The sequence below is a fragment of the Variovorax sp. GW823-FHT02B07 genome (assembly GCF_058797695.1).
On record NZ_JBXAJX010000001.1, the window covers coordinates 2,348,792 to 2,372,952 of the forward strand.

Annotated in this window: 23 protein-coding genes; 8 read left to right on the plus strand and 15 right to left on the minus strand. The window is 68.3% G+C overall.

Annotation, left to right across the window (positions count from 1 at the left end; translation table 11 throughout):
- Positions 1–38 precede the first annotated feature (38 nt).
- From ybgF to tolB, 3 genes are read right to left on the minus strand one after another with little or no spacing between them, the layout of a single operon-like run.
- Positions 39–791 (minus strand): tol-pal system protein YbgF, encoded by a 753-nt coding sequence (ybgF, locus tag AC1RGU_RS11015; RefSeq protein ID WP_095745430.1) that lies wholly within the window; start codon positions 789–791, stop codon positions 39–41.
- Complete coding sequence (pal, locus tag AC1RGU_RS11020; RefSeq protein ID WP_062470142.1) at positions 791–1,309, minus strand: peptidoglycan-associated lipoprotein Pal; 519 nt, start codon at positions 1,307–1,309, stop codon at positions 791–793. The genes ybgF and pal overlap by 1 nt, the downstream gene beginning before the upstream one ends.
- A 36-nt stretch (positions 1,310–1,345) precedes the next feature.
- Entirely contained in the window at positions 1,346–2,662 is a 1,317-nt protein-coding gene (gene tolB / locus AC1RGU_RS11025) for a Tol-Pal system beta propeller repeat protein TolB (protein WP_492696419.1), read from the minus strand.
- 163 nt (positions 2,663–2,825) lie between these two features.
- On the opposite strand from tolB, the gene msbA reads away from it, so the two are divergent.
- Complete coding sequence (msbA, locus tag AC1RGU_RS11030; RefSeq protein WP_159271700.1) at positions 2,826–4,610, plus strand: lipid A export permease/ATP-binding protein MsbA; 1,785 nt, start codon at positions 2,826–2,828, stop codon at positions 4,608–4,610.
- 3 nt (positions 4,611–4,613) lie between these two features.
- Here msbA and AC1RGU_RS11035 read toward each other — a convergent pair whose 3' ends face one another.
- A complete protein-coding gene (locus AC1RGU_RS11035; protein ID WP_159271699.1) occupies positions 4,614–5,375 on the minus strand; it encodes a GntR family transcriptional regulator in 762 nt (253 codons plus the stop codon).
- Positions 5,376–5,475: 100 nt separating this feature from the next.
- Here AC1RGU_RS11035 and AC1RGU_RS11040 point away from each other — a divergent pair, with 100 nt between their 5' ends.
- The 3 genes from AC1RGU_RS11040 (at position 5,476) to AC1RGU_RS11050 (ending at position 8,691) form a co-directional block, all read left to right on the plus strand.
- Positions 5,476–6,258, plus strand: coding sequence for an SDR family oxidoreductase (locus tag AC1RGU_RS11040; protein ID WP_159271698.1), 783 nt, complete (start codon positions 5,476–5,478; stop codon positions 6,256–6,258).
- Positions 6,259–6,305: 47 nt separating this feature from the next.
- A complete protein-coding gene (kce, locus tag AC1RGU_RS11045) occupies positions 6,306–7,238 on the plus strand; it encodes a 3,5-dioxohexanoate:acetyl-CoA acetone transferase (RefSeq protein WP_492696420.1) in 933 nt (310 codons plus the stop codon).
- A gap of 121 nt (positions 7,239–7,359) precedes the next feature.
- Positions 7,360–8,691, plus strand: a complete 1,332-nt coding sequence (locus tag AC1RGU_RS11050) for an MFS transporter (protein WP_492696421.1) — start codon at positions 7,360–7,362, stop codon at positions 8,689–8,691.
- Between the two features lie 33 nt (positions 8,692–8,724).
- Here the strand turns inward: AC1RGU_RS11050 and rng are convergent, their stop codons facing one another.
- The 8 genes from rng to AC1RGU_RS11090 are packed head-to-tail and all read right to left on the minus strand — an operon-like array spanning position 8,725 to position 15,677.
- Positions 8,725–10,251, minus strand: coding sequence for a ribonuclease G (gene rng, locus AC1RGU_RS11055; protein WP_062470121.1), 1,527 nt, complete (start codon positions 10,249–10,251; stop codon positions 8,725–8,727).
- Positions 10,252–10,258: 7 nt separating this feature from the next.
- Positions 10,259–10,861, minus strand: a complete 603-nt coding sequence (locus tag AC1RGU_RS11060) for a Maf family protein (protein WP_492696422.1) — start codon at positions 10,859–10,861, stop codon at positions 10,259–10,261.
- A gap of 40 nt (positions 10,862–10,901) precedes the next feature.
- Positions 10,902–11,369 (minus strand): 23S rRNA (pseudouridine(1915)-N(3))-methyltransferase RlmH, encoded by a 468-nt coding sequence (rlmH, locus tag AC1RGU_RS11065; protein ID WP_070060813.1) that lies wholly within the window; start codon positions 11,367–11,369, stop codon positions 10,902–10,904.
- The gene (gene rsfS / locus AC1RGU_RS11070) at positions 11,366–12,061 is read right to left on the minus strand and encodes a ribosome silencing factor (protein ID WP_062470113.1); all 696 of its coding nucleotides are present in this window, start codon (positions 12,059–12,061) and stop codon (positions 11,366–11,368) included. Before rsfS ends, rlmH begins: the two co-directional genes overlap by 4 nt.
- The gene (gene nadD, locus AC1RGU_RS11075) at positions 12,061–12,693 is read right to left on the minus strand and encodes a nicotinate (nicotinamide) nucleotide adenylyltransferase (protein WP_492696423.1); all 633 of its coding nucleotides are present in this window, start codon (positions 12,691–12,693) and stop codon (positions 12,061–12,063) included. Before nadD ends, rsfS begins: the two co-directional genes overlap by 1 nt.
- Positions 12,690–13,610, minus strand: coding sequence for an oxygen-dependent coproporphyrinogen oxidase (gene hemF, locus AC1RGU_RS11080; protein ID WP_492696424.1), 921 nt, complete (start codon positions 13,608–13,610; stop codon positions 12,690–12,692). The genes nadD and hemF overlap by 4 nt, the downstream gene beginning before the upstream one ends.
- On the minus strand, positions 13,610–14,908 hold the full coding sequence (purD, locus tag AC1RGU_RS11085; protein WP_062470106.1) for a phosphoribosylamine--glycine ligase: 1,299 nt from the start codon (positions 14,906–14,908) through the stop codon (positions 13,610–13,612). The genes hemF and purD overlap by 1 nt, the downstream gene beginning before the upstream one ends.
- A 43-nt stretch (positions 14,909–14,951) precedes the next feature.
- Entirely contained in the window at positions 14,952–15,677 is a 726-nt protein-coding gene (locus AC1RGU_RS11090) for a YebC/PmpR family DNA-binding transcriptional regulator (protein WP_056580425.1), read from the minus strand.
- A 118-nt stretch (positions 15,678–15,795) separates the two neighbouring features.
- Between AC1RGU_RS11090 and AC1RGU_RS11095 the strand changes: the two genes are divergently transcribed.
- Genes AC1RGU_RS11095 through AC1RGU_RS11110 form a run of 4 tightly spaced genes read left to right on the plus strand, consistent with a single transcriptional unit; the run spans position 15,796 to position 19,216 of the window.
- Complete coding sequence (locus tag AC1RGU_RS11095; RefSeq protein WP_492696425.1) at positions 15,796–16,587, plus strand: class I SAM-dependent methyltransferase; 792 nt, start codon at positions 15,796–15,798, stop codon at positions 16,585–16,587.
- 2 nt (positions 16,588–16,589) lie between these two features.
- Entirely contained in the window at positions 16,590–17,639 is a 1,050-nt protein-coding gene (locus AC1RGU_RS11100; protein WP_492696426.1) for a chorismate transformation FkbO/Hyg5 family protein, read from the plus strand.
- Positions 17,640–17,675: 36 nt separating this feature from the next.
- Entirely contained in the window at positions 17,676–18,473 is a 798-nt protein-coding gene (locus tag AC1RGU_RS11105; protein ID WP_492696427.1) for a lysophospholipid acyltransferase family protein, read from the plus strand.
- The gene (locus AC1RGU_RS11110; RefSeq protein WP_492696428.1) at positions 18,437–19,216 is read left to right on the plus strand and encodes a glycosyltransferase family 2 protein; all 780 of its coding nucleotides are present in this window, start codon (positions 18,437–18,439) and stop codon (positions 19,214–19,216) included. The genes AC1RGU_RS11105 and AC1RGU_RS11110 overlap by 37 nt, the downstream gene beginning before the upstream one ends.
- Positions 19,217–19,455: 239 nt before the next feature.
- On the opposite strand, the gene AC1RGU_RS11115 is transcribed toward AC1RGU_RS11110, so the two are convergent.
- Genes AC1RGU_RS11115 through macA form a run of 3 tightly spaced genes read right to left on the minus strand, consistent with a single transcriptional unit; the run spans position 19,456 to position 23,976 of the window.
- The gene (locus AC1RGU_RS11115) at positions 19,456–20,844 is read right to left on the minus strand and encodes an efflux transporter outer membrane subunit (protein WP_492697082.1); all 1,389 of its coding nucleotides are present in this window, start codon (positions 20,842–20,844) and stop codon (positions 19,456–19,458) included.
- On the minus strand, positions 20,837–22,819 hold the full coding sequence (gene macB / locus AC1RGU_RS11120) for a macrolide ABC transporter ATP-binding protein/permease MacB (protein WP_492697080.1): 1,983 nt from the start codon (positions 22,817–22,819) through the stop codon (positions 20,837–20,839). Before macB ends, AC1RGU_RS11115 begins: the two co-directional genes overlap by 8 nt.
- Complete coding sequence (gene macA, locus AC1RGU_RS11125) at positions 22,816–23,976, minus strand: macrolide transporter subunit MacA (RefSeq protein WP_492697079.1); 1,161 nt, start codon at positions 23,974–23,976, stop codon at positions 22,816–22,818. The genes macB and macA overlap by 4 nt, the downstream gene beginning before the upstream one ends.
- Positions 23,977–24,161: the final 185 nt, after the last annotated feature.

Here is a 24,161-nt window from a genome sequence, read left to right on the forward strand (position 1 = left end):
GCGCTCAAGCGGAAAGCTCCGCTGAAACGGTCATTGCATCAACGCAGGCGCGACAGACGCTCGCGGCCCGCCTGTGCGGCTTCCGACTGCGGGTAGGCCTTGGTCAGGTCTTCCAGCGTGCGGCGTGCGGCGCGCGTGTCCTTCAGTTCGATCTGGCAGTTCGCGATCGACAGCACGGCTTCGGGCGCCTTGGCGTGGTCGGGCGCGAGCGAGAGCATCGAGCGGAAATTGGCGATGGCTTCGTTGTAGTTGCGCGTGGCGTACTGCGCATTGCCGAGCCAGAACAGCGCGGACGCGTTGTAGCCGCTTTGCGGATAGCGCTTCACGAACTCGGCGAAGGCGGTCTGGGCCTGTGCGAACTGGCCCGAGCGGAAGACGCCCAGGGCTGCTTCGAAGTCGGCCTTTTCCTTCGGATCGGCGTTGAACTCGCGGCCGTCGATCGAGACCTTGGAAGGCTCGTTCTGCTTGAGCTTGTCGTCGATCGTGGTCTGGCGCGACTGCATTTCGCTCAGCGTGCGCGTGAGCTGCTCGTTCTGGCCGGTCATGCGTGCCAGTTCGCCGCGCATCTGCTCGATCTGGCTTTGCAGGTCGAGCAGGCTGCGACGCAGCTGGCCGTTCTCGTCGGCCAGGCGCTGGTCGGTCTGCTGGCGCATGGCTTCGACGCGCTGGCGCAGGTCGAGGATGGCGCGGCGCGCCTCGTCGTCCTCGAACAGCGCAGCCTGCGAGCCGGCCGACGCGCAGAGCAAGGCGGCGGCGAGGGCCGCGCCTCGCCACAGGGCACGTGGTTGCATCACCGGGTGTAGCGGATTTCAGCGCGGCGGTTCTGCGCCCAAACTTCTTCGCCCGAGCCTTGGGCTGCGGGCTTTTCCTTGCCGAAGCTCACGGCTTCGATCTGGCTGTCGTTCACGCCCAGCAGCGTGAGCGCACGGCGCACGGCTTCGGAACGCTTCTGGCCGAGGGCCAGGTTGTACTCGCGGCCGCCGCGCTCGTCGGTGTGGCCTTCGATCGAGATGCGACGTTGCGTGGCGCCCTTGAGGAAGCGCGCATGGCCGTCGATCACCGACTGGAACTCGGGCTTGACCGTGTAGCTGTCGTAGTCGAAGTACACGATGCGTGCCACGCCGACCGGACCTTGCGCCGTGTTGGCGTTCGGGTCGATGGTCACCGGGGCCACGGCGGTTGCGCCGCCTTGCTGGCCGCCGGCCGTGCCGCTGCGGTCGGTGACCGGCGTTTCGTTGAGCTTGGTGCCCGACGAGCAACCGGCGATGAGCGCCACGATGGCGAGCGAATAGATCGTACGTTTCAACATTTGCGAACTCCTCAAGTAAATTTATCTGGTCAATGCTTATTGCTTCTGAAACGGACCCCAGTCCGGTTCACGGATGTCTCCCGCCTGGCCCGCGAGGCGGGCCTTGATCTTTCCGTCCAGCGTGGTCGTCATGAGCGCCTCGCGGCCCTGCAGGTGCGTGGCATAGACGATCAGCTTGCTGTTGGGTGCGAAGCTCGGGCTCTCGTCGGCCGTGGTGTCGGTGATCGCGGCGACATTGCCGCTGGCCAACTCCATCACGTGGAGTTTGAACGCACCGCCGACCCGCGAGATGTAGGCCAACCACCGGCCATCGCCGCTGACAGATGGAGAAATGTTGTAGGTGCCGCTGAAGGTGACCCGCGTCGGGTTGCCACCGCTGGAGCTCATCTTGTAGATCTGGGGCGCGCCGCCGCGGTCGCTCACGAAGTAGATCGTGCTGCCGTCGGCCGAGTACACGGGCTCGGTGTCGATGCTCGAGCTCTGGGTCAGGCGGCGCGGTTCGCCGCCGCTGGCCGGGATGGTGTACAGCTGCGAGCCGCCGTCGCGGCTGAGCGTGACGGCCAGCGAGCCGCCGTCGGGTGCCCAGGCCGGGGCGCTGTTGGAGCCCTTGAAGTTGGCGAGCAGCCGGCGCTGGCCACTGGCCACGTTGTGCACGTAGACCACGGGCTTGCGCGACTCGAAGGACACATACGCCAGCTGCTGGCCGTTGGACGACCAGCAGGGCGAGATGATCGGCTCGGGGCTGGCAAGCGCAGCCTGCGCGTTCTCGCCGTCGGCGTCGGCCACCCACAGCGAGTAGCGGCTGCCACCCTTGGTGACGTAGGCGATGCGGGTCGAGAAGATGCCCTTCTCGCCGGTCAGCTTCTCGTACACGTAGTCGGCGATGCGGTGAGCGGCAAGGCGCAGGTCGCCCTGCGGCACGGTGTAGCTCTGGCCGCCGAGGTCGCGGTCTTTCACGACGTCCCACAGGCGGAAGCGCACGTCGTAGCGGCCGTCGCCCAGCCGGCTCACGCTGCCCACCACGAGCGAGTCGGCGGTGCGCTGGCGCCACAGGGCGAGGTCGGGGCGCGAGGACTCGTCCAGCGCCTGGCCCGAGGCATCGACGCCGCGGAACTGGCCGCTGCGTTCGAGGTCGGCCTGGACGATGTCGGAAATCTTCTGGGGCGAGGCGTCCTGCCCCCGGAAAGGCACGAGCGCGATCGGCAACTGCGTCAGCCCCACGCCCGACACCTCGACCCGGAACTGGGCCATGGCGGGAAGCATGGGAGAGGCAGCAAGGGCCGCGATGAGGCTGCGGCGTGCAATCAACGATGAAGAAGGAGTTGGGGAAAGATCTGGCAACGGCTTGTTCATGCGGTTCGGAGAGGTTTCCGGGTAAAAAGTTTCTCCCCGGCGTTTCACGGGCCACATGTTACACACTGGGTTGAACCCGCCGTCACAAAACGTTTATCCGGCGAAATGGTCCTACAGCCCTTCAAAAAGGCGGTCGGAGCCGCCCCGTAAAATCCGCCGCCATATGCAAGCATCCCCCGGCAGCGAGAGCGCCCGCCCTCCCCTCATGCGCCGGCTGGCGCGACTCATGACCTGGTTCGGCAGTTCGCGCCAATGGTGGGCCGTGGGGCTGATCGGCGCCCTGCTGGCCGCGCTCACCGAGCCGCTCATGGCCGCCCTGCTCAAGCCGCTGCTCGACCGGGGCTTCACGCGCGGCGAAATGCCGCTGTGGTTCATTCCGGCCGCCGTGCTGCTGCTGTTCGCTGTGCGCGGCATCGCGCAATTCATTTCGCAGTACGCGCTCTCGCGCATCGCCAACGAAGGCATGCAGAAGCTGCGCCGCGTGCTGTTCGAGCGACTGCTCGGCGCCGAGCTGGCGCTGTTCGCGCGGCAGTCGGCCAGCGCGCTGTCGAACACGGTGGTGTACGAGGTGCAGACCGGCGCCATGCTGCTGGTGCAGGCGCTGCTCGGGCTGTCGCGCGACGGCTTCACGCTCATCGCGCTGCTGGGCTACCTGGTCTACCTGAACTGGAAGCTCACGCTCATCGTCGCCTTCCTGGTGCCCAGCATCTCCTGGATCATGAAGGTGTTCTCCAAGCGCCTGTACAAGCTCACGCAGCAAGGCCAGCAAGCCACCGACGAGCTGGCCTACGTGGTCGAGGAAAACGTGCTGGCCCACCGCGTGGTACGCCTGCACGGCGCCGAGCAGGCGCAGGAGCGCCGCTTCGAACAACTGAGCCAGCGCCTGAACCGCCTGGCCGTGAAATCGACCATCGCCCAGGCCGCCACCACGCCGCTGACGCAGATGATGGCTTCGCTGGCGCTGTCGGTGGTGGTGATGATCGCGCTGTGGCAAAGCGGCAAGCAGGGCTTCACGGTGGGCGGCTTCGTCGCCTACATCACGGCCATGCTGATGCTGATCGCGCCGATCCGCCGCCTCGCAGAAGTGGCCGGGCCGATCACGCGCGGCCTCGCAGCGCTGGAGCGCGGCTTGATCCTCATCGACGAGGTCGCGCCCGAATCGCAGGGCGCCTTCAGCATCGCGCACGCCCAAGGCCACATCGAGCTGCGCAACGTGCAGGTCAGCTACCGCGGCGACGACGAACAACGCGCGCTCGACGGCGTGAACCTCGTCATCGAGCCAGGCCAGGTGGTGGCCTTCGTCGGCCCCTCGGGCTCGGGCAAGACCACGCTGGTCAACCTGCTGCCGCGTTTCGTGCAGCCCAGCGGCGGCCAGGTGCTGCTCGACGGCCACGACACCAGCGAGTGGCAGCTCAAGAGCCTGCGCGCCCAGTTCGCGATGGTGAGCCAGGACGTGGTGATGCTCAACGACACACTCGCCGCCAACGTGGCGCTGGGCGGCGACATCGACATCGCGCGCGTGCAGTCCTGCCTCGAGGCGGCCAACCTGAGCACGCACGTCGAAACCCTGCCGCAGGGCATCGACACTGTGCTGGGCCACAACGCCACGCAGCTGTCGGGCGGCCAGCGCCAGCGGCTGGCGATTGCCCGCGCGCTGTACAAGAACGCGCCCGTGCTGCTGCTCGACGAAGCCACATCGGCGCTGGACACCGAATCGGAACGGCTGGTGCAGGACGCCCTGCAGCGCCTGATGCAAGGCCGCACCACGCTGATCGTGGCGCACCGCCTGTCGACCATCCAGCACGCCGACCGCATCATCGTGATGGAGCAAGGCCGCATCGCCGAGCAAGGCAGCCACGAACAGCTCATGGCGCGCGACGGACTCTATGCGCGGCTGCAGACGCTGGCGGTGCGCAGCGCGGCGCCGGGGCAGGACCCGACGCTCTGACCGTCAGCGCGCGGTGCCCGCCGCGCTGCGCGCCTTCTTCGCCGCCGGCGCGGCGTTCTGCGGCGGCAGCGTGCCATCGGACACCAGTACGCCCGTCGACAGGATGAATTCCGCGGCGCTTTCGATGTCGCCCTGCAGCGCGGCACGGGCCTTGGCGCCGTCGCGGCGCTTCAGCGCGGCCAGCAGCGCCGCATGGTGCGACATCGCCACCTTGTCCCCCACGCGGCGCGAGCCGGCCCGCAGGTCGTAGTTGAGGATGGGGCCGATGCGCAGCCACAGCGCCTCGATCATCTGCAACAACACCGGCATGTCGGCGGCGGCGTAGACCGCGAAGTGGAACTCCTTGTTGAAGGTGACGAGCTTCGAGCCGTCCGGGCTCGCCGCATTCATCTCGGCCGCGAACTCGTCGTGCCAGCGCGTGATGTCGCGCAGCGCCACCGCGCCCGACGCCGAGGCCGCCACTTCCGTGGCCAAGCCTTCGAGGTTGGTGCGGATGGTGGTGATTTCCTTGAACTGCGCCGCCGTCATCCGGGGCACGCGCAAGGTGCGGCTGGGCGTGAGTTCGAGCGCCTGCTCGGCCACCAGGCGCTGCATCGCCTCGCGCACCGGCATCACGCTCACGCCCAGCGCCTCGGCCGCGCTGCGCAATGAAATCTGCTCGCCCGGCATCATCTGCCCGCTCATCACGAGGTCGCGCAACTGGTCGTAGACGTTGGCGCTGAGCGTCTGGCGCTTCAGGGGGGTGACGAGATCGGTGAGGCTCATGCGTCGAAGTATATGGCCGGGGTATTCCCTATGAATTATCTGTGATCACAGATATACGATCCCCGTCATTCCAAAAATCGACCTCAAGGATCTCTTCAGCATGTGGAACAACAACTCCCTCGCCGGCCGGCGCGTGCTCGTCACCGCCGGTGCCAACGGCATCGGCCTGGACATCGTGCGCAGCTTCGCCGCAGCGGGCGCCAAGGTCTTCGTCTGCGACGTGCAGGCTGCCAGCCTCGACCAGCTGGCGCGTGAACTGCCCGAGGTGGGCCGCTGCATCGCCGACGTTTCCAACGAGGACGACGTGGCCCGCCTCTTCGAGGCCGTCGACCGCGAACTCGGTGGCCTCGACGTGCTGGTGAACAACGCCGGCGTGGCCGGCCCCACCGGCCCGGTCGAGACCGTCTCGCTCGCCGACTGGGAGCGCACGATGGCCGTCAACGTCACCGGCCAGTTCCTCTGCGTGCGGCTGGCCGTGCCGCGGCTGCGCAAGGGCCGCCTGCCCGCCATCATCAACCTGTCCTCGGCCGCCGGGCACCTGGGCATGCCGGGGCGCTCGCCCTACTCCGCCTCGAAGTGGGCCGTCATCGGCTTCACGAAAACGCTGGCACTCGAGCTCGGGGCCGACGGCATCCGCGTCAACGCGATCCTGCCGGGCGCGGTCGACGGTCCGCGCATCCGCGCCGTGATCGCCGCCAAGGCCGAGGCGCTGGGCAAGCCGCTCGACGAAGTGACGCGCGCCTACACCGCGCAGGCCGCGCTGGGCCGCATGGTGACGGCCACGGACATCGCGAACATGGTGCTGTTCGCCGCGAGCGACCTGGCCGCCAGCGTCACGGGCCAGGAGCTCGTGGTGGACGGCCACACGCAAGCACTGAGCTGATCCGCTCGCACGCCCCTTCTTTCCCTCTTCTTCTTTCCGGACACCTCATGGCCCAACGCCTCAAAGCCATCATCACCTGCGCCCCCACGGGCGCCATCCACACGCCCAGCATGTCGCCGCACCTTCCCGTGACGGCCGACGAGATTGCGCAAGCATCCATCGAAGCCGCCCGCGCCGGCGCCGCGATCCTGCACCTGCATGCGCGCGACCCGAAGGACGGCCGCCCCTCGCAGGACCCGGACCTGTTCCGCCCCTTCCTTTCGAAAATCAAGGCCGCGACCGATGCGGTGATCAACATCACCACCGGCGGCAGCCCGCACATGAGCGTCGAGGAGCGCATGCGCCCGGCCACCACCTTCAAGCCCGAGCTCGCGTCGCTCAACATGGGCTCGATGAACTTCGGCCTCTTTCCGATGCTGGAGCGCTTCAAGTCCTTCGCGCATGAATGGGAGCGCGAGCACCTGGAGAACAGCCGCAACCTGATCTTCAAGAACACCTTCGCCGACATCGAGAACATCCTCAAGCTCGGCAACGCCAACGGCACGCGCTTCGAGTTCGAGTGCTACGACGTGAGCCACCTCAACAACCTGCGGCACTTCCTGGACCGCGGGCTGGTGCAGGCCCCGGTCTTCGTGCAGACGGTCTTCGGCATCCTGGGCGGCATCGGCGCCGACCCCGAAGACCTGATGCACATGCGCCGCACCGCCGCGCGGCTGTTCGGCGACCGCTTCGAATGGTCGATCCTCGGCACCGGCCGCAACCAGCTGCCGCTGGCCACCATCGGTGCCGCCATGGGCTCGCACGTGCGCGTCGGGCTCGAAGACTCGCTGTGGATCGGCCCGGGCCGGCTCGCCGCGTCGAGCGCCGAACAGGTGCTGCGCATCCGCGCCGTGCTGGAGGCGCTGAACATCGACATCGCGACACCCGCCGAGGCGCGCGAGATCCTCGGCCTCAAGGGCGCGGCGAACGTCGACTTCTAGCCCTGCGCCAGAACCACTGACCCGACTCGGCCCGGCCCATGACCGGGCCGCATCTGCACGCCCGCCGGCGCCCGCCGACGACCTTCCGCCAGAACACGACAGGACAGGAGAGAGACATCCCATGCAACCCCCATCCATCCCCGCCACGCCGCCGGGCCTGCGCGCCAGCCAGGCCGTCGACGAGCAGGCCTCGCTCAATGCGCTGATCTTCCGCAAGCTCATGCCGCTGCTGGTGCTGGCCTATGTGATCAGCTTCATCGACCGCACCAACATCGCGCTGGCCAAGAGCCACATGGCCGTGGACATCGGCATCTCGGCGGCCGCCTACGGGCTGGGCGCGGGGCTGTTCTTCCTGAGCTACGCGCTGCTCGAAGTGCCCAGCAACCTCGTGATGCACCGCGTGGGCGCCCGCTGGTGGATCGCCCGCATCATGATCACCTGGGGCCTGCTGTCGGCCGGCATGGCCTTCGTCACGGGCGAGACCTCGTTCTACGTGATGCGCATCCTGCTCGGCGCGGCGGAAGCCGGCCTGTTCCCGGGCGTGATGCTGTACCTGAACTACTGGTTCGGCCGCAAGGACCGCGCACGCGCCACGGGCTACTTCCTGCTCGGCGTGTGCATCGCGAACATCCTCAGCGGCCCGGTCGGCGGCGCGCTGCTGCAGATGGACGGCCTGTGGGGCTGGCACGGCTGGCAATGGATGTTCGTGCTCGAAGGCCTGCCCGCCGTGGCGCTGGCCTTCGTGGTCTGGCGCAAGCTGCCTGACGGCCCCTCCAGCGCCAGCTGGCTCACGCGCCCGCAGGCGCAGGCCATCGAACGCCAGCTCGCCGCCGAACGCGCCGAGGACGTGGCCAACGGTCGGGTCGGCGAGTCGTTCCGCGCCTGCCTGGTCGACCGGCAGATCTGGCTGGCGATCTTTGTCTACTTCTGCCACCAGATCAGCATCTACACGGTGATCTTCTTCCTGCCGAGCATCATCGGCACCTACGGCAAGCTCTCGCCGCTGGAGATCGGCGCGCTCAACTCGCTGCCCTGGGTGGCCGCCGCCGTCGGCGCCATTGCGCTGCCGCGGCTCGCGGTCACGCCGCAGCGCGGCCGGCGCCTGCTGCTGGTCGGGCTGGTCTCGATGGCGGTGGGCCTGCTGATCGCAGCCTTCGCGAGCCCGGCCGTCGCGCTGGCCGGTTTCTGCCTCACGGGCTCGATGTTCTTCGTGGTGCAGTCCGTGATCTTCCTGTTCGCGTCCTCACGGCTGGCTGGCGTGGCGCTGGCAGGCGGACTCGCGTTGGTCAACACCTGCGGCCTCGTGGGCGGCTTCATCGGCCCGTCGGTGATGGGCTGGATCGAGCAGAGCACGGGCAGCACGAAGAACGGGCTGTTGCTGATCGCCGGCATGCTGGTGGCCGCCGCGCTGGCCAGCGTCTGGATGCGGCAAGGCCAGGAATCGAAGCGCTGACCCGTCGTTGCCACGGGCCGCGCGCTCCCACCGTCAGAGCAGCACGATGTCGTACTGCCCCTGCCCGATCGCCGGCTCCGACTGCAGCGAGATCGGCTTGCCGATGAAGTCGCTCAGCCCCGCGAGGTGCTGGCTCTCTTCATCGAGGAACAGCTCGATGACCTGCGGCGACGAGACGATGCGGAACTCGCGTGGCGTGAACTGCCGCGCCTCGCGCAGGATCTCGCGCATCACGTCGTAGGCCACGCTGCGCGCGGTCTTCACGATGCCCTGCCCGCCGCAGGCCACGCAGGGCTCGCACAGCATGTGGGCCAGCGATTCGCGCGTGCGCTTGCGCGTCATCTCGACCAGGCCCAGCTGCGAGAAACCGCCGGCCGTGGTCTTCACGCGGTCGCGCGCGAGCTGCTTGCGGAACTCCGCCAGCACCTGCTCGCGGTGGTCGTCGCGTGCCATGTCGATGAAGTCGACGATGATGATCCCGCCAAGATTGCGCAGGCGCAGCTGCCGCGCAATGGCCTGCGCGGCCTCCAGGTTGGTCTTGAAGATGGTGTCGTCGAAGTTGCGCGCACCGACGAAGCCGCCGGTGTTCACGTCGACGGTGGTCAGCGCCTCGGTCTGGTCGACCACGAGGTAGCCGCCCGACTTCAGGTCGACGCGCCGGCCCAGCGCCTTCGCGATTTCCTCGTCCACCGAGTACAGGTCGAAGATCGGCCGCTCGCCCTTGTAGTGCTGCAGCTTGCCGGCCGCCTGCGGCATGAATTCGAGGCCGAACTTCAGCAGCACCTCGAACTGCTCGCGCGAGTCGATGCGGATGGTCTGCGTGTCTTCGCTCGTCATGTCGCGCAGCACGCGCTGCAGCAGGCTCAGGTCCTGGTGCAGCAGCGACATGGCCGGCATCCGGCTCGAGGCCTCGCGGATGCGGGTCCAGGTCTTGCGCAGGTAGGCGATGTCTTCGGCCAGTTCGGCATCGGCCGCGTCTTCGCCGTTGGTGCGCAGGATGAAGCCGCCCGTGTTCACCGGTACCACGCCGCCGCTCTCGGCGGCCGCGGCCGCCTCGATGAGCGCCAGCATGCGGTTGCGCAGCGACTCGCGCTGGTCGGGCGGGATCTTCTGCGACACGCCGATGTGGTTGTCCTGCGGCAGGAACACCAGCAGCCGGCCCGCGATGCTGATCTGCGTGGACAGCCGCGCACCCTTGGTGCCGATCGGGTCCTTGATGACCTGCACCAGCAGCGACTGGCCCTCGAACACCTGCTTCTCGATGGGCACCATCGGCCCGCCGTTGCGGTGGTCGCGTTCGGGCGGTGCGGCGCTCGGGCGCGAGCCCGGCGTGAACGGCGAGACGATGTCGGCCACGTGCAGGAAGGCGGTGCGTTCCAGGCCGATGTCGATGAAGGCCGACTGCATGCCCGGCAGCACGCGCGAGACCTTGCCCAGGTAGATGTTGCCGACCAGCCCGCGCTCGAGCGTGCGCTCGACGTGCAGCTCTTGCACCGCGCCGTGCTCGACCAGCGCCACACGGGTCTCCTGCGGAGACCAGTTGATCAGGATGTCTTGCATGGATGTCTTAAGTATTGAAACCGACGCCTCGAAGCAGCTGCGCGGTCTCGAACATGGGGAGTCCCATGATGCCCGAATAGGAGCCGCTGATGTGCTCCACGAACGCAGCCGCTGCGCCCTGGATGGCATAGGCGCCAGCCTTGCCGAGCGGCTCGCCGCTGGCGGCGTAGGCCGCAACCTGCTTCTTGGTGAGCGCGGCGAAGCGCACGCGCGACACGCTCAGCGCCGCATGGCGTCGACGGCCGTTCTGCAGCGCGACCGCCGTGAGCACGCGATGCGTGGCGCCGGACAGGTGCACCAGCATGCGCTCGGCGTCGCGTGCGTCCTCGGGCTTGCCGAGGATGGTGCGGCCGAGCGCGACCGTGGTGTCGGCGCACAGCACGGGCGCGTCGGCCAGGCCCAGGCGCTTGCGGCGCGCGACGGCGGCATCGAGCTTGAGGGCGGTGACGCGCTGCACGTAGGCGGTCGGCGATTCGTTCGGCAGCAAGGCCTCGAGCGCCTCGGCGTCTTCGTCGGCGCCGGCCAGCAGCAGTTCGTGACGCACGCCGAGCTGGCCGAGCAATTGGGCGCGGCGCGGGCTTTGCGACGCGAGGTAGATGAAGTCAGGCAAGTTCAGGTCTCCGAGGTGGGCCCCACCGCCGGCCCCGTGATCATTCCCGGTGGTACGGATGGCCCGCGTTGACCGACCACGCCCGGTAGAGCTGTTCGACCAGCAGCACGCGCGCCATGGCATGCGGCAGGGTCAGGTCGGACAGGCGGATGCGTTCGTGCGCCGCGGCCTTGAAGGCCGGGTCGAGCCCGTCGGGGCCGCCGATGACCAGCGCGACGTCGTCGCCCTCGCCCTGCCAGGTCTGCAGCCGTGCGGCCAGCGCCTTGGTGGTGAGCGCGGTGCCGCGCTCGTCGAGCACGACGATGCGCATGCCACGGGCGATGGCGCCTTCGATGCGCTCGCGCTCGGCGGCATACAGCGTTTCGAGTGTCTTGGAGCCGCGCGGCTCGGTCTTGACGGCGCGCAGCTCGAGCTTCAGCTCGGGCGGGAAGCGCTTGGCGTAGTCGTCCCAGGCAGTCTGCGCCCAGTCGGGCATGCGCTGCCCGACGGCGACCACCAGCAGCTTCATGCGCGGCGGGCTGGCGCCTTCTTGGCCGGCGCCTTCTTCGCAGCGGTCTTCTTGGCGGCCGGCTTGCCGACCACCTTCACCGGCACGCGTGCGGTGCCCGTGGCGGACTTCTTCGCAGGCGCCTTCTTGGCGGCTGTCTTGCCTGCAGTCTTCGATGCGGCCTTCTTCGCCGGCGCCTTGGCGGCCTTGGCTTCCTGCTCGGCTGCGCGGATCGCGGTCTTGGCGGCGCTCGAACGGCGCAGGCTCGGCGTCTTGGCGGCGGCCGTCTTCTTCTCTTCGGCGCCCTTGACGACGGACGAGGCGGTGGCCAGCGCGGGCTTGGTGGCGCCGAGCTTGGCGCGCACCGGCTTGTCGCCCCAGATCTCTTCGAGGTGGTAGTACTGGCGGATGGCGGGCTGCATGATGTGCGCCACGGCCGCGCCGCAGTCCACGATGATCCACTCGCCGTTTTCCTCGCCCTCGGTGCGCGGCTTGGCAAAGCCGGCTTCACGCACGGCGTCGCGCACGCTCGAAGCGAGCGCCTTGGTCTGGCGGTTGGAGGTGCCCGACGCCACGATCACGCGCTCGAACAGCGGCGAGAGGTGCTCCGTGTCGAATACCTGGATGTCCTGCGCCTTGACGTCTTCGAGACCATCGATGATGGCTCGCTGGAGTTTTTGGATGTCTTTTTTGGCGGCGGCTTCAGTGGTCATCAGGCAGAGCGGTAGAGGTGGTGTTGGTCAATATAGCGTGCAACCGTGGGCGGAACCAGCGAGGAAATGTCCACACCCGACGCCACACGCCGCCGGATATCGGTGGCGCTGGTGTCCATGGCGGCAGGCAGTTCAAGCGCCTCGAAACGCGCGCCAGCCGGGAGGCCGGGCAGCTGTTTCGGATCAAAACGAGTGACGTCACCCGTCGATAGTGCGCGATACGCTACAGAAACGATAGCAATGCCGAGTATATCCTGCCAGCCGTGCCAGGTCGGCAAGGCGCTGGCCTGGTCGGCGCCCATCACCAGAACGAGCTGTGCGCCGGGCTGCTCTTTCTGCAATTCGTGCAGCGTGTCGAGCGTGTAGGTCGGGCCGTCGCGCAGCACTTCGCGGCTGTCGATGACGACCTTGCCTTGCAGGTTGCCGAAGGCCAGTTGCGCCATCGCGAGGCGGTCTTCCTTCGGCGTGAGCGTGCGGCTCTTGTGCCAGGCCTGCCCCGTGGGAATGACGTGCAACTCCGTCAGATCGAGTTGCGCCAATGCAGCTTCGGCCAGGGCGACGTGCGCGTTGTGCGGCGGGTCGAAGGCCCCGCCAAAGACGCCGATGCGCAAAGCGGAACCGGTGGGGTTCACACCCAGTCCCGGCGCACGATGAAGTCGCTGTACAGCGCGGCTTCGGGGCTACCCGCTTCGGGCTGTTGCCGGTAGGCCCAGCTCGCGAGCGGCGGCATCGACAGCAGGATCGATTCGGTGCGTCCGCCCGACTGCAGGCCGAAGTGCGTGCCACGGTCCCACACGAGGTTGAACTCGACGTAACGCCCGCGCCGGTACAGCTGGAACTCGCGTTCGCGCTCGCCGTACGGCATGCCGCGGCGGCGCTCGACGATCGGCAGGTAGGCCTGCAGGAAGGCATCGCCGACCGAGCGGATCAGCGCAAAGCCGTTCTCGATGCCGCCCTCGGCGAAGTCGTCGAAAAAGATGCCGCCGATGCCGCGCTGCTCGTTGCGGTGCTTCAAAAAGAAATACTCGTCGCACCAGGTCTTGAAGCGCGGGTACTTGTCGGTGCCGAAGGGAGCGAGCGCATCGCGGCACACGGTGTGGAAATGCACCGCGTCTTCTTCGAAGCCGTAGCACGGTGTGAGGTCCATGCCGCCGCCGAACCAGCACACGGGATCGCCGCCGCCCGCGGGCTGCGCGGCCAGCATGCGCACGTTCATGTGGACGATCGGCACGTAAGGATTGCGCGGGTGGAACACCAGCGACACGCCCATGGCCTCGAACGGCGCACCCGACAGCTCGGGGCGGTTCTGCGTGGCCGAGGGCGGCAGCTTGGCGCCGCGCACCTGCGAGAAGCCGACGCCGGCGCGCTCGAACAGCGCACCGCCTTCGAGGATGCAGGTCAGGCCGCTGCCCTGCAGCGGCTCGCCGGGCTCTTTCTGCCAGGCGTCACGCACCGCGCTGCCGCCGTCCGCCGCCTCGACCGCCGAGATGATCGATTGCTGCAGTCCGCGCAGGTAGTCGCCGACCGCCTTCGGCTGGGTGGCAGGCATCAGGCGTGGGGCGTGTTGCGCGCGTTGACGGCGCGGTAGCCGATGTCCTTGCGGTACTGCGCACCGTCGAACTGCACACGCGCCGCGACCTCGTAGGCGCGCTGCTGCGCCTGCTTGACGCTGTCGGCCAGCACGGTCACGCAGAGCACGCGGCCGCCGCTGGTCTTGAGCTCACCGTTCTCGAGCGTGGTGCCCGCGTGGAACACCACGGCATCGGGCGCCTCGGCCGGGATGCCGCTGATGCGATCGCCCTTGCGCGGCGACAGCGGGTAGCCGTGCGCGGCCATCACCACGCCCAGCGCCACGCGCCGGTCCCACTGCAGCTCGACCTGGTCGAGCGTGCCGTCGGTGGCGTGCCAGAACACCTCGAACAGGTCGGACTTCAGGCGCATCATGATTGGCTGCGTCTCGGGGTCGCCCATGCGGCAGTTGAATTCGAGCGTCTTGGGCTGGCCGGCCGCGTCGATCATGAGACCGGCATAGAGGAAGCCGGTGAACGGAATGCCGTCCTTTTCCATGCCGCGGATGGTCGGCAGGATGATCTCGCGCATGGCGCGCGCATGCACCTCGGCCGTGACCACGGGCGCGGGCGAGTACGCGCCCATGCCGCCGGTGTTCGGGCCTTCGTCGCCGTCGAGCAGGCGCTTGTGGTCCTGGCTGGTGGCCAGCGCGGCAACGTTCTTGCCATCGCACATCACGATGAAGCTGGCTTCTTCGCCTTGCAGGAATTCTTCGATGACGACGCGTGCGCCGCCTTCGTTGTGCGACACGCCGAACTTGTTGTCGACCAGCATGAAGTCGACGGCCTCATGGGCTTCCTGCGCGGTCATGGCAACGACCACGCCCTTGCCGGCGGCCAGGCCGTCGGCCTTGACGACGATCGGTGCGCCCTTGGCGTCGATGTACGCATGGGCCGCGGCGGCGTCGGTGAAGGCCTCGTATTCGGCCGTCGGGATCTTGTGGCGCTTCATGAACGCCTTCGAGAAGGCCTTGGAGCTTTCGAGCTGCGCAGCCGCCTGCGTCGGGCCGAAGATGCGCAGGCCGTGCGCGCGGAACTCGTCCACCACGCCGGCCGCCAGCGGCCCCTCGGGGCCGACCACGGTCAGCGCGATTTTCTCGGCCATCGCCCACTCGCGCAGCGCGGCGGGTTCGGTGATGTCGATGCAGTCGTAGCGTTCGTCGCTCACGGTGCCGCCGTTGCCGGGCGCCACGTAGACGCGGCTGACCCGGTTGCCCTGCGCCAGCCGCCACGCCAGTGCGTGCTCGCGGCCCCCTCCTCCAATCACCAGTACCTTCATTCGCGGGCTTTCGTTTGTCGCTGTGGATCCATCATTCATTCGTTCAGTCGGACAGTGCGGCGTTGTGATACACGTCCTGCACATCATCCAGGTCCTCGAGCACATCGAGGAGCTTCTGCATCCTGGCGGCGTCTTCGCCGGTCACGTCCACGGTGTTCTCGGCGCGCATCGTGATTTCGGCGGCGTCGGGCTTCAGGCCCGCGGCTTCGAGCGCGTTCTTCACGGCCTCGAAGTCGCCGATGGCGGTGAGCACCTCGATGGCGCCGTCGTCGTCGGTGATCACGTCCTCGGCGCCGGCTTCGAGGGCCACTTCCATGACCTTGTCCTCGCTGGTGCCGGGCGCAAAGATGATCTGGCCGCAGTGCTTGAACTGGAAGGCCACCGAGCCTTCGGTGCCCATGTTGCCGCCGTGCTTGGAGAAGGCGTGGCGCACTTCGGCCACGGTGCGCACGCGGTTGTCGGTCATGGTGTCGACGATGATCGCCGCGCCGCCGATGCCGTACCCTTCGTAACGAATTTCTTCGTAATTGACGCCTTCGAGGTTGCCCGTGGCCTTGTCGATGTTGCGCTTGACGGTGTCGATGGGCAGGTTGACCGCCTTGGCCTTTTCGACCGCCAGCCGCAGCCGGGGGTTGGCGCTGAGGTCTGCGCCGCCGGCGCGTGCCGCCACCGTGATTTCACGGATGGCGCGGGTCCAGAGCTTGCCCCGTTTCTCGTCCTGGCGGCCCTTGCGGTGCTGAATATTTGCCCACTTGCTATGTCCGGCCATGGCTTTCTCTCTCGCTGTCGTGTGTTTTCAAAGCAAGTGTGGAGTTTACTGTCCGGCGCACACAACGCTCCCCCGGCGCCCGGGATTTCGGCCCGGACCTTTTGGTGATAATTGTTCGATGACGCCATCGCCCATTGCCGGTACGGGAAATCCCGACGCCCTGCCGCCGCACGCCCCGCTGCCGCTGTACTACAACACCGAAGCGGAGCACCAGGCGTTCCTGCGGCGCATCTTCGACAGCACGGCCGCGGACTACGACCGCATCGAAGCCGTGCTGGCCTTCGGCACCGGCCCCTCGTACCGCCGTGACGCGTTGAAGCAGGCCGGCCTCACGGCGGGCGCCCAGGTGCTCGACGTGGGCATTGGCACCGGGCTCGTCGCCCGCGAAGCCCTGAAGCTCATCGGCTCCACCGGCAAGCTCACCGGCGTCGACCCCAGCGTGGGCATGATGGGCCAGGTCCGGCTGCCCGGCGTCGAACTGATTCAAGGCGTCGCCGAGGCCCTGCCCCGCCCCGACGCCAGCTGCGATTTCGTGAGCATGGGTTACGCCATGCGCCACATCAGCGACGTGGCCGCCGCCTTTTCCGAATTCCATCGCGTGCTGCGCCCGGGCGGGCGCGTGGTGGTGCTCGAGATCACCAAGCCCGAAGGCCGCTTGGCCACCGCGCTGCTCAAGGGCTACATGCGCGCCGTGGTGCCGTTGATCGCCCGCGTGGTCGGCCGCCGCAGCGACACCTCGGAGCTGTGGCGCTATTACTGGGACACGATCGAGGCCTGCATCCCGCCCGAACGCGTCATGCAGGCCCTGGGCGCCGCCGGCTTCAGCGACGTGCGCCGGCATGCGAGCCTCGGGGTCTTCTCGGCCTATACCGGCCGCAAGCCCGAATCCACCGCCGACGAGGTTCGCTGAACGTGCGCCCCCAGGACGACCGCCTTCATTCCCCCCTGCGCGTGGAGCGCCTCTCGCTGCCGGACAGCCTTGCGCTGGCCACGCACAGCCATGCACCCTTTGCCGCGCTCGGCTACGGCACGCCGCACGGTGTCGCCTGGATGCCCACGGTCAACGCGCGCGTGCTGTCACCGCAAGGCGCGATGGCCGATGTGTGGCACGTGGGGCAAGCGGGTGATGGCACCCAGGTCCGGTCGGGCACCACCGGCATCGCGCGCTGGCGCACCGACGGGCACTGGCTGCTCGGCGCCATCGACCTCGATGAAGCCGTCGAAGGCCAGGGCCTGACGGAGCTTGCGCAGCGCGCCTACCGCGACCTGTTCCGCACACTCGAGCAGGCCGGCACGCCGCACCTGCAGCGCATCTGGAACTACCTGCCGCGCATCAATGCCGACGGCGGCGGGCTGGAGCGGTATCGCCAGTTCAACCTCGGTCGGCAAGAGGCCTTCTTCGAAGCCGGCCGCGCCGCCTTCGAAGGTGCCCCGGCCGCCTGTGCGCTGGGCATCCGCCAGGGTGCGCTGTCGATCCGTTTTCTCGCGGGACGCGCCGCGCCGCTGCCGGTCGAGAACCCGCGGCAGGTGTCGGCCTACCGCTATCCCGAAACCTACGGCCCGCGCTCGCCGACCTTCTCGCGCGCCGCACTGGCGGACATCGGCGACGACCAAGTCGCGCTCTTCATCTCGGGCACCGCGAGCATCGTCGGCCACGAAACGGTGCACCACGGCGACGTGCGTGAGCAGGCCCGCGAAACGCTGCGCAACCTCGAGGCCGTGATCGCCTCCGCCCATGCGCAGACCACGGCGCGCTTCTCGCTCGATGCGCTCGACTGCGTGGTGTACGTGCGGCATCCGTCGGACACCGACGCCGTTCGCGAGGTGATCGAAGCCGCGCTCGGCGCCCAGTCGCCGATGGCCCGCCATGCGGTGTACCTGGAAGCCGACATCTGCCGCAGCGATCTGCTGGTCGAGATCGAAGCCCACACGGTCGCCGCCGGCCGGCTGCAGGCCGCCTGAGCGGCCCGCCGTCCGCCTGCTCGACCGACACCACCCATGAACGTGCTGCGTCTTCTCACGTCGATCCCGCTCGCGCTGATGCTCTATGCGCTGCTGCTGTTCCTCGGCCTGATCTCGCTGGTCTGGAACTTCGCCGCCATGCTGCTGTACCCGGTGATGCCGGCCGCGCCGGCGCGCGCGCTGGGCCGCATGACCATTGCCTTTGCCTACCGGATGTTCTGGTGGCTCGCCTCGGTCACCGGCATGATGCGCATCGACGCCTCGTGCCTGGACCCGATGCGCAACGAGCCCGGCGTGATCTTCGTGGCCAACCACCCGACCATGCTCGATGCGCTGCTGCTGGTGGCGCGGCTGCCGCGCAGCGCCTGCATCATGAAGGCCGAGCTGATGGGCAACATCTTCCTCGGCGCCGGAGCCCGGCTGGCGCGCTACATCAGCAACAAGTCGGCCCGCACGATGGTGCGCCTGGCGGTCAACGACCTGCGCCAGGGCGGCCAGCTCGTGATCTTTCCGGAAGGCACGCGCACGGTGACGCCGCCGCTGAACCCCTTCCGCCCCGGCACCACGCTGATCGCCAAGCTGGCGCAGGCGCCGATCCAGACCGTGTTCATCGACACCGACTCGCCCTACCTGGGCAAGGGCTGGCCGCTGTGGCGCGTGCCGCCGCTGCCCATCGTCTTCACGCTGCGGCTGGGCAAGCGCTTTGCGCCGACGCAGGACAGCGATGCGTTGCAGGTCGAGCTGGAACACTATTTCCGTCAACACATGGAGCAGCGCGCCACCGACGCGTCCCCCGAATGCCAGCAGACGCCTCGCGCACCCACCTTGTCCTGATCCCCAGCTACAACACGGGCGAGCGCTTGTTCTCGACGGTCGCGGCCGCGCGGGCCCAATGGAACCCGGTGTGGGTGGTGATCGACGGCAGCGATGACGGCACGGGCGAGCGGCTGCAGCAGATGGCGGCCGGCGATCCGGGGTTGCGCGTGTGGGTGCTGCCGCAGAACCAGGGCAAGGGTTCGGCGGTGCTGCACGGCTTGCGGGCCGCGAAGGACGCCGGCTTCACGCACGCGCTCACGATGGACTCCGACGGGCAGCATCCGGCAGACCTGATCCCCTCTTTCATGAACGCCTCGCTGGCGCGGCCCGAGACGATGGTGCTGGGCCGGCCGGTGTTCGACGCCAGTGCGCCGCTGCTGCGGGTGCGCGGGCGGCGGGTGTCGAACGGCTGGACGCAGCTCGAAACCCTGTTCGCGGGCGTGGGCGATTCGCTCTACGGTTTTCGCGTGTACCCGGTGGTCGACCTGATCGCTGTGATGGCGCGGCAACCGTGGATGCGGCGCTTCGACTTCGATACCGAGGCGGTCGTGCGGCTGGCCTGGCGCGGGGTCAAGCCGGTGAACATCGATGCGCCTGTGAAGTACCTGACGGCGGAGGAAGGCGGGGTTTCGCACTTTCGCTATGGGCGGGACAATGTGCTGCTGACTTGGATGCACACGCGGTTGATGGTGGAGTTTGTCTTGCGGTTGCCTGGGTTGCTCTTTCGGAAGGTGCGGGGGGCGCCGCCGTTTCAGGCTTAGGTCTCTTTTGAGGGGCGCCCGGCAAGCGGTACGGCGCGGTCGGCCCCACTGTGCCGGCCGCTTCGCGGCTGCCCTGCGGTGCTCGCGTTTCGCGGGGTCTCGCAGAACTCGCTTCGCTCAAACAGCTGCGAGCCCTGATCCGCGAAACGCTGCGCTCCTCGGCGGCACAGAGGGGCCGCCCACACCGCACCGCCTGCCGGGCACCTGCTGTGGCGTGAAAGCACCCTGTCCTTCTTCCGCTACTCGACGATCGTGCCTCCGCCCAGTGCCTTGTAGAGCGTCATCGTTGCGTTGAGCTGGTTCAGCCGGTTCTGTGCCAGTGACACCTCCGCGGCGCGGCGCTTGTCCTTGGCGTCGAGCACGGGCTGCAACGCGGTCGCGCCGGCGCGGTAGCGCACTTCCGACAAGGCCTCCGCGCGTTGCGCCTGTTGCAGCGCCAGGACCAGCTTCACGCTTTCGTCTTGCAACTGCGTTCGCGACGACAGCGTGTTCTCGACCTCGGACAGCGCGGTGTACAGCGACTGGCGGAACCCGACGACCGCTTCTTCGTACTGCGTCTGCGACACGGCGACGGTCAGCCGCGCGGTGTTCCATTGCAGGAACGGCAACACCAGACCAGCGCCCAGCGTGGCGATCGGGTTCTTCAGCACCTCGCCCAGGGCATTGCTCCCCGCGCCCAGCGAACCCGTGAGGCTCAGCACCGGATAGAAGCTGGTGCGCGTGGCATCGACGTTCGCCAGCGAGGACCGCAGGCGCTGCTCCGCAGCACGCAGGTCGGGCCGGCGGCCCAGCAGGCTGGCGGGCAGTCCCGCATCGATCACGGGCAAGGCGGTGTCCGGCAGCTGCGAGGGCTCGTCTCTCGGGGTGTCGGGCGGCATGTCGAACAGGATGGCCAGTGCGTTGCGCGCCTCGACGCGCTGCTGCAGCAGCTGCGTGTGCGCGGCCTCCTGGCTCGCGAGGTTCTGGCCGGCCTGCGCGACGTCGAGGCCGGACACGGCGCCCGCCGCATATTTGGCGCGCACCAGCGCCTGGATGCGCCGTGCGTCGGCCATGCCCGCTTCGCTCAGCGCGATACGGTGGTTCAGGTAGCCGGTCTGCCAGTACAGCCCGGCCGTCGTGCCCACCAGCGCCAGCGCCGTGGCCTCGCGGTCGGACTGGGTGGCCTGCAGCTCCCAGTCGGCAACGCTGCGCTGCGCCGACAGGCGGCCCCACAGGTCGACTTCGTAGCTCAGGCTCAGCAAGGAGCTCGCGCTCGATGCGGCCACGCCGCCGCGCTTCAGGTCGAAGCTGCGTTGGGTGCCCAGCTGCCCCGTCACGCCGGGCGTGAGGTTGGTGTTCGCCAAGCCGGCCTGCAGCTGCGCCCGCTGCACGCGGATGCCGGCGGCGGCCAGGTTGTTGTTGGTGCGCAGGGCGCTCTCGATCAGGGTGTCGAGCCGCGCGTCGTGGAAGGCGGTCCACCAGCGGGCCTGCGGCACGGCCGCTGCGTTCTGCGACAGGGACTGTTGCTGCTGCCAGGCCTGCGGCACGCCGAGCGGCCGTTGTTCGCGCCGCTCCGGCGCGAACAGCGTGCAGCCGCCGAGCGCCAGTGCGATGGCGAGCGCCCCCAGGGTCGGTCGCGCGCTACTCACGCGCCAGTGCCTCGATGGGGTCGAGCCGCGCAGCGTTGCGCGCCGGCAGGTACCCGAACAGCACGCCGATGAGCGACGCGCACAAAAAGGCCGACACCACGGCCCCGAGCGAAAAGATCATTTGCCATTGCTTCACGAACAGCGAGAACACAAAGCTGATGCCGTACGACAGCACCACGCCGATGAAACCGCCGACCAGGCACACGAGCACGGCCTCGGTCAGGAACTGCTGCAGCACGTCGCTCTGGCGCGCGCCCACGGCCATGCGGATGCCGATCTCGCGGGTGCGCTCGGTCACCGACACCAGCATGATGTTCATCACGCCGATGCCGCCCACCACGAGCGAGATCACCGCGATCAGCGACAGCAGCAGCGTGAGCGACTGGCTCGTGCGCTCGGCCGTCTTCACGATGCTGTCCATGTTGAAGGTGAAGAAGTCCTTGCCGCCGTGGCGCAGCGTGAGCAGCCGCACGATGCTCTCTTCGGCCGCCTTGGTGGGCTGGTCGTCGCGGATGCGCACGGTGATGCTGTCGAAGTGCTGCTGGCCGAAGAGGCGGCTTGCACCGGTGCTGTAGGGCAGCCAGATGTTGAGCGACTTGTTCTCGCCGAACATGCTCTTCTTTTCCTGCGCCACGCCGATCACGGTGCATGGCAGGCTGCCCACCAGGATGATCTTGCCCACGGGGTCGGTGCCGTCTGGAAAGAGCTTGCGCCGCGTGTTCTGGTCGATCACCACCACCTGCGACTGGTGCCGCACGTCGTTGGCGTCGAAGTCCGTGCCGCTGGCCATCTGGATGTCGCGCACGCTGAAGAAGTTGTCGCTGACGCCGTTCACGTTGCCGTTGACGTCGGCGCTGCGGTAGCGCAATCGCAGGCTGCGCATGGTGGTCGGTGTGACGCTGTGCACGTAGGGCTGCGCGGCAATGGCCTGCAGGTCCGCCGGCAGCAGCGTGCGGATGCTCGCGGCCTTGTCGTCGCCGAAGTCGTGGCCCGGGTAGATGTCGAGCGTGTTGGTGCCGATGGCCTTGATGTCGGCGAGCACGAAGCGCTTGGCGCCCTCCCCGATGGCCACGATCGACACCACCGAGGTGATGCCGATGATGATGCCCAGCATGGTCAGCGCCGTGCGCATGCGGTGCGCCATCATCGAGCGCCAGGCCATGCGGAAGGCTTCGGAGAAACGCGCCCAGCCGGTGCTGAAGCGCGCGATGCCCAGCATGGGGCGCGTCATGGCGGGCGGCGTGGGGGTGTCGTCGCCGACCGTCTGCGCGGGCGCAGCCACGGTCGGCACGTTCGGCCGGTCGCCCACGATCGCGCCGTCGGCGATCTCGATGATGCGTTCGGTGCAGCGCGCCACCTGCATGTCGTGCGTCACGATGATGATCGTGTGCCCCTGCGCATGCAGCTCGCGCAGGATGCCGATGACCTCCTGGCCGCTCTTGCTGTCGAGCGCGCCGGTGGGCTCGTCGGCCAGGATGACCTGCCCGCCGTTCATGAGTGCGCGCGCGATGCTCACGCGCTGCTGCTGGCCGCCCGAGAGCTGGCTCGGCCGGTGTTCGGTGCGGTCTTCCAGGCCCAGGCGCGCGAGCAGTTGCCGCGCCCGCGCGTCGCGCGCCGAGCCCTCGGTGCCGGCATACACGGCGGGCACCTCGACGTTGCCGGTGGCCGTCAGATGCTGCATGAGGTGGTAGCGCTGGAAGATGAAGCCGAAGTGCTCGCGCCGCAGCGCGGCGAGCGCGTCGCTGTCGAGCGTGCCGACGTCCTGGCCCGACACGGTGTAGGTGCCGGTGCTCGGCCGGTCGAGGCAGCCGAGGATATTCATCAGCGTCGACTTGCCCGAGCCCGAGGCGCCGACGATGGCCAGCATTTCGCCGTGGCCGATGTCCAGGTTGACATCTTTCAGCACCTGGACCTCCTGCTCGCCCGAGGGAAAGCTGCGGCCGATACCGCGCAGGGTCAGCAGCGGCTGCGTCACTGGCGGGGCCTCCGGTTGCCGCTGTCATTGCCGTCGGTCTTCTCCAGCGCCGAGGCATCGCCGGTGATGACGCTGTCGCCCTCCTTCAGGCCTTCGAGCACCTGGGCCTGGAAGTTGTTGCTGATGCCCACGCGCACCTGCCGCTTTTCCACGCGCTGGTCGGGCAGGAGCACGCGCACTTCGTGGCGGCCGTCCTTGTCGCGCGTGCCGAGCGCGGTGAGCGGCACGGTCAGCGCCTGCCTGGCCTCGCCCAGCAGGATGGCGACCTGCGCCGTCATGTCGACGCGCAGCGTGCGCTCGGGGTTGGGCACGTCGAACAGCGCGTTGAAGAAGACGGCGTTGTTGATCTTCTCGGGCGAGGGCTGCACCGCGCGCAGCGTGCCGTGGTAGCGCGTGTCGGGGTCGCCCAGGATGGTGAAGTACACCGGCTGGCCTGCCTTCACGCGCACCACGTCGGCCTCGGACACCTGGGCCTTCACGGTCATGGTCGACAGGTCGGCCAGCTTCATCAGCGTGGGCACCTGGAACGAGGCCACCACGGTCTGGCCTTCGAGCGTGCTGATGGACACCACGTCGCCGTCGATGGGCGCGACGATGCGGGTGTACGACAGGTTGGTCTGCGCCGAGGCCAGGGCCAGCTTCTGCTGGCGGATCTGCGCGTCGAGCGAGACGGCGTCGGCGCGCAGCGCACGCAGTTCGGTGTCGGCGCTTTCCAGGTCCTGGCGCGCGGCGGCGTCCTGCGCCAGCATCTCGCGCTGGCGCGCCCAGGTGAGTTCGGCCTGCTTCACGCGCACTTCCTTGGCGAGCTTCTGGGCCTGCAGGTTCTCCAGCTTGGCCTGCTCCTGTGCGAGCGTGTTCTGCGAGATGACGGGGTCGATCTCGGCCAGCCAGTCGCCCTTCTTCACCGTCTGGCCGAGCACCACCTTCAGCGACTTGAGCTGGCCGGACACCTGCGCGCCCACCTCGACCTGCTTGAGAGCCTGCAGCACGCCGGTGGCGAGCACCGCGTTCTCCAGGTCGCTGCGCTGCACGGTGGCGGTCAGGTAGTCGCTTTTCTTCGGCGGGCTCAGCCAGAAGAAGGCCGCGATGGCCAGCGCGACGAGCAAGGCCAGGCCGACAAGGAGCTTGCGCGATCGTCGCGAAGGAGTGGTGGGCATGCAGTGAAGAAGTGGGATGAAACGGGCGGCGAGGCCCGGGAAGGGATGCGGTTCATCCTAGCCCCGGTTGCTGAAGGCCTGCTAAAGCATGCGTTTTGACGGGCTTTTTGCACAGGCCTGCGCAGCGACCCCTGAAAACGGCGTGGCCCGCTGCCCTCGAAGGACAGCGGGGCAAGCCACCAAAA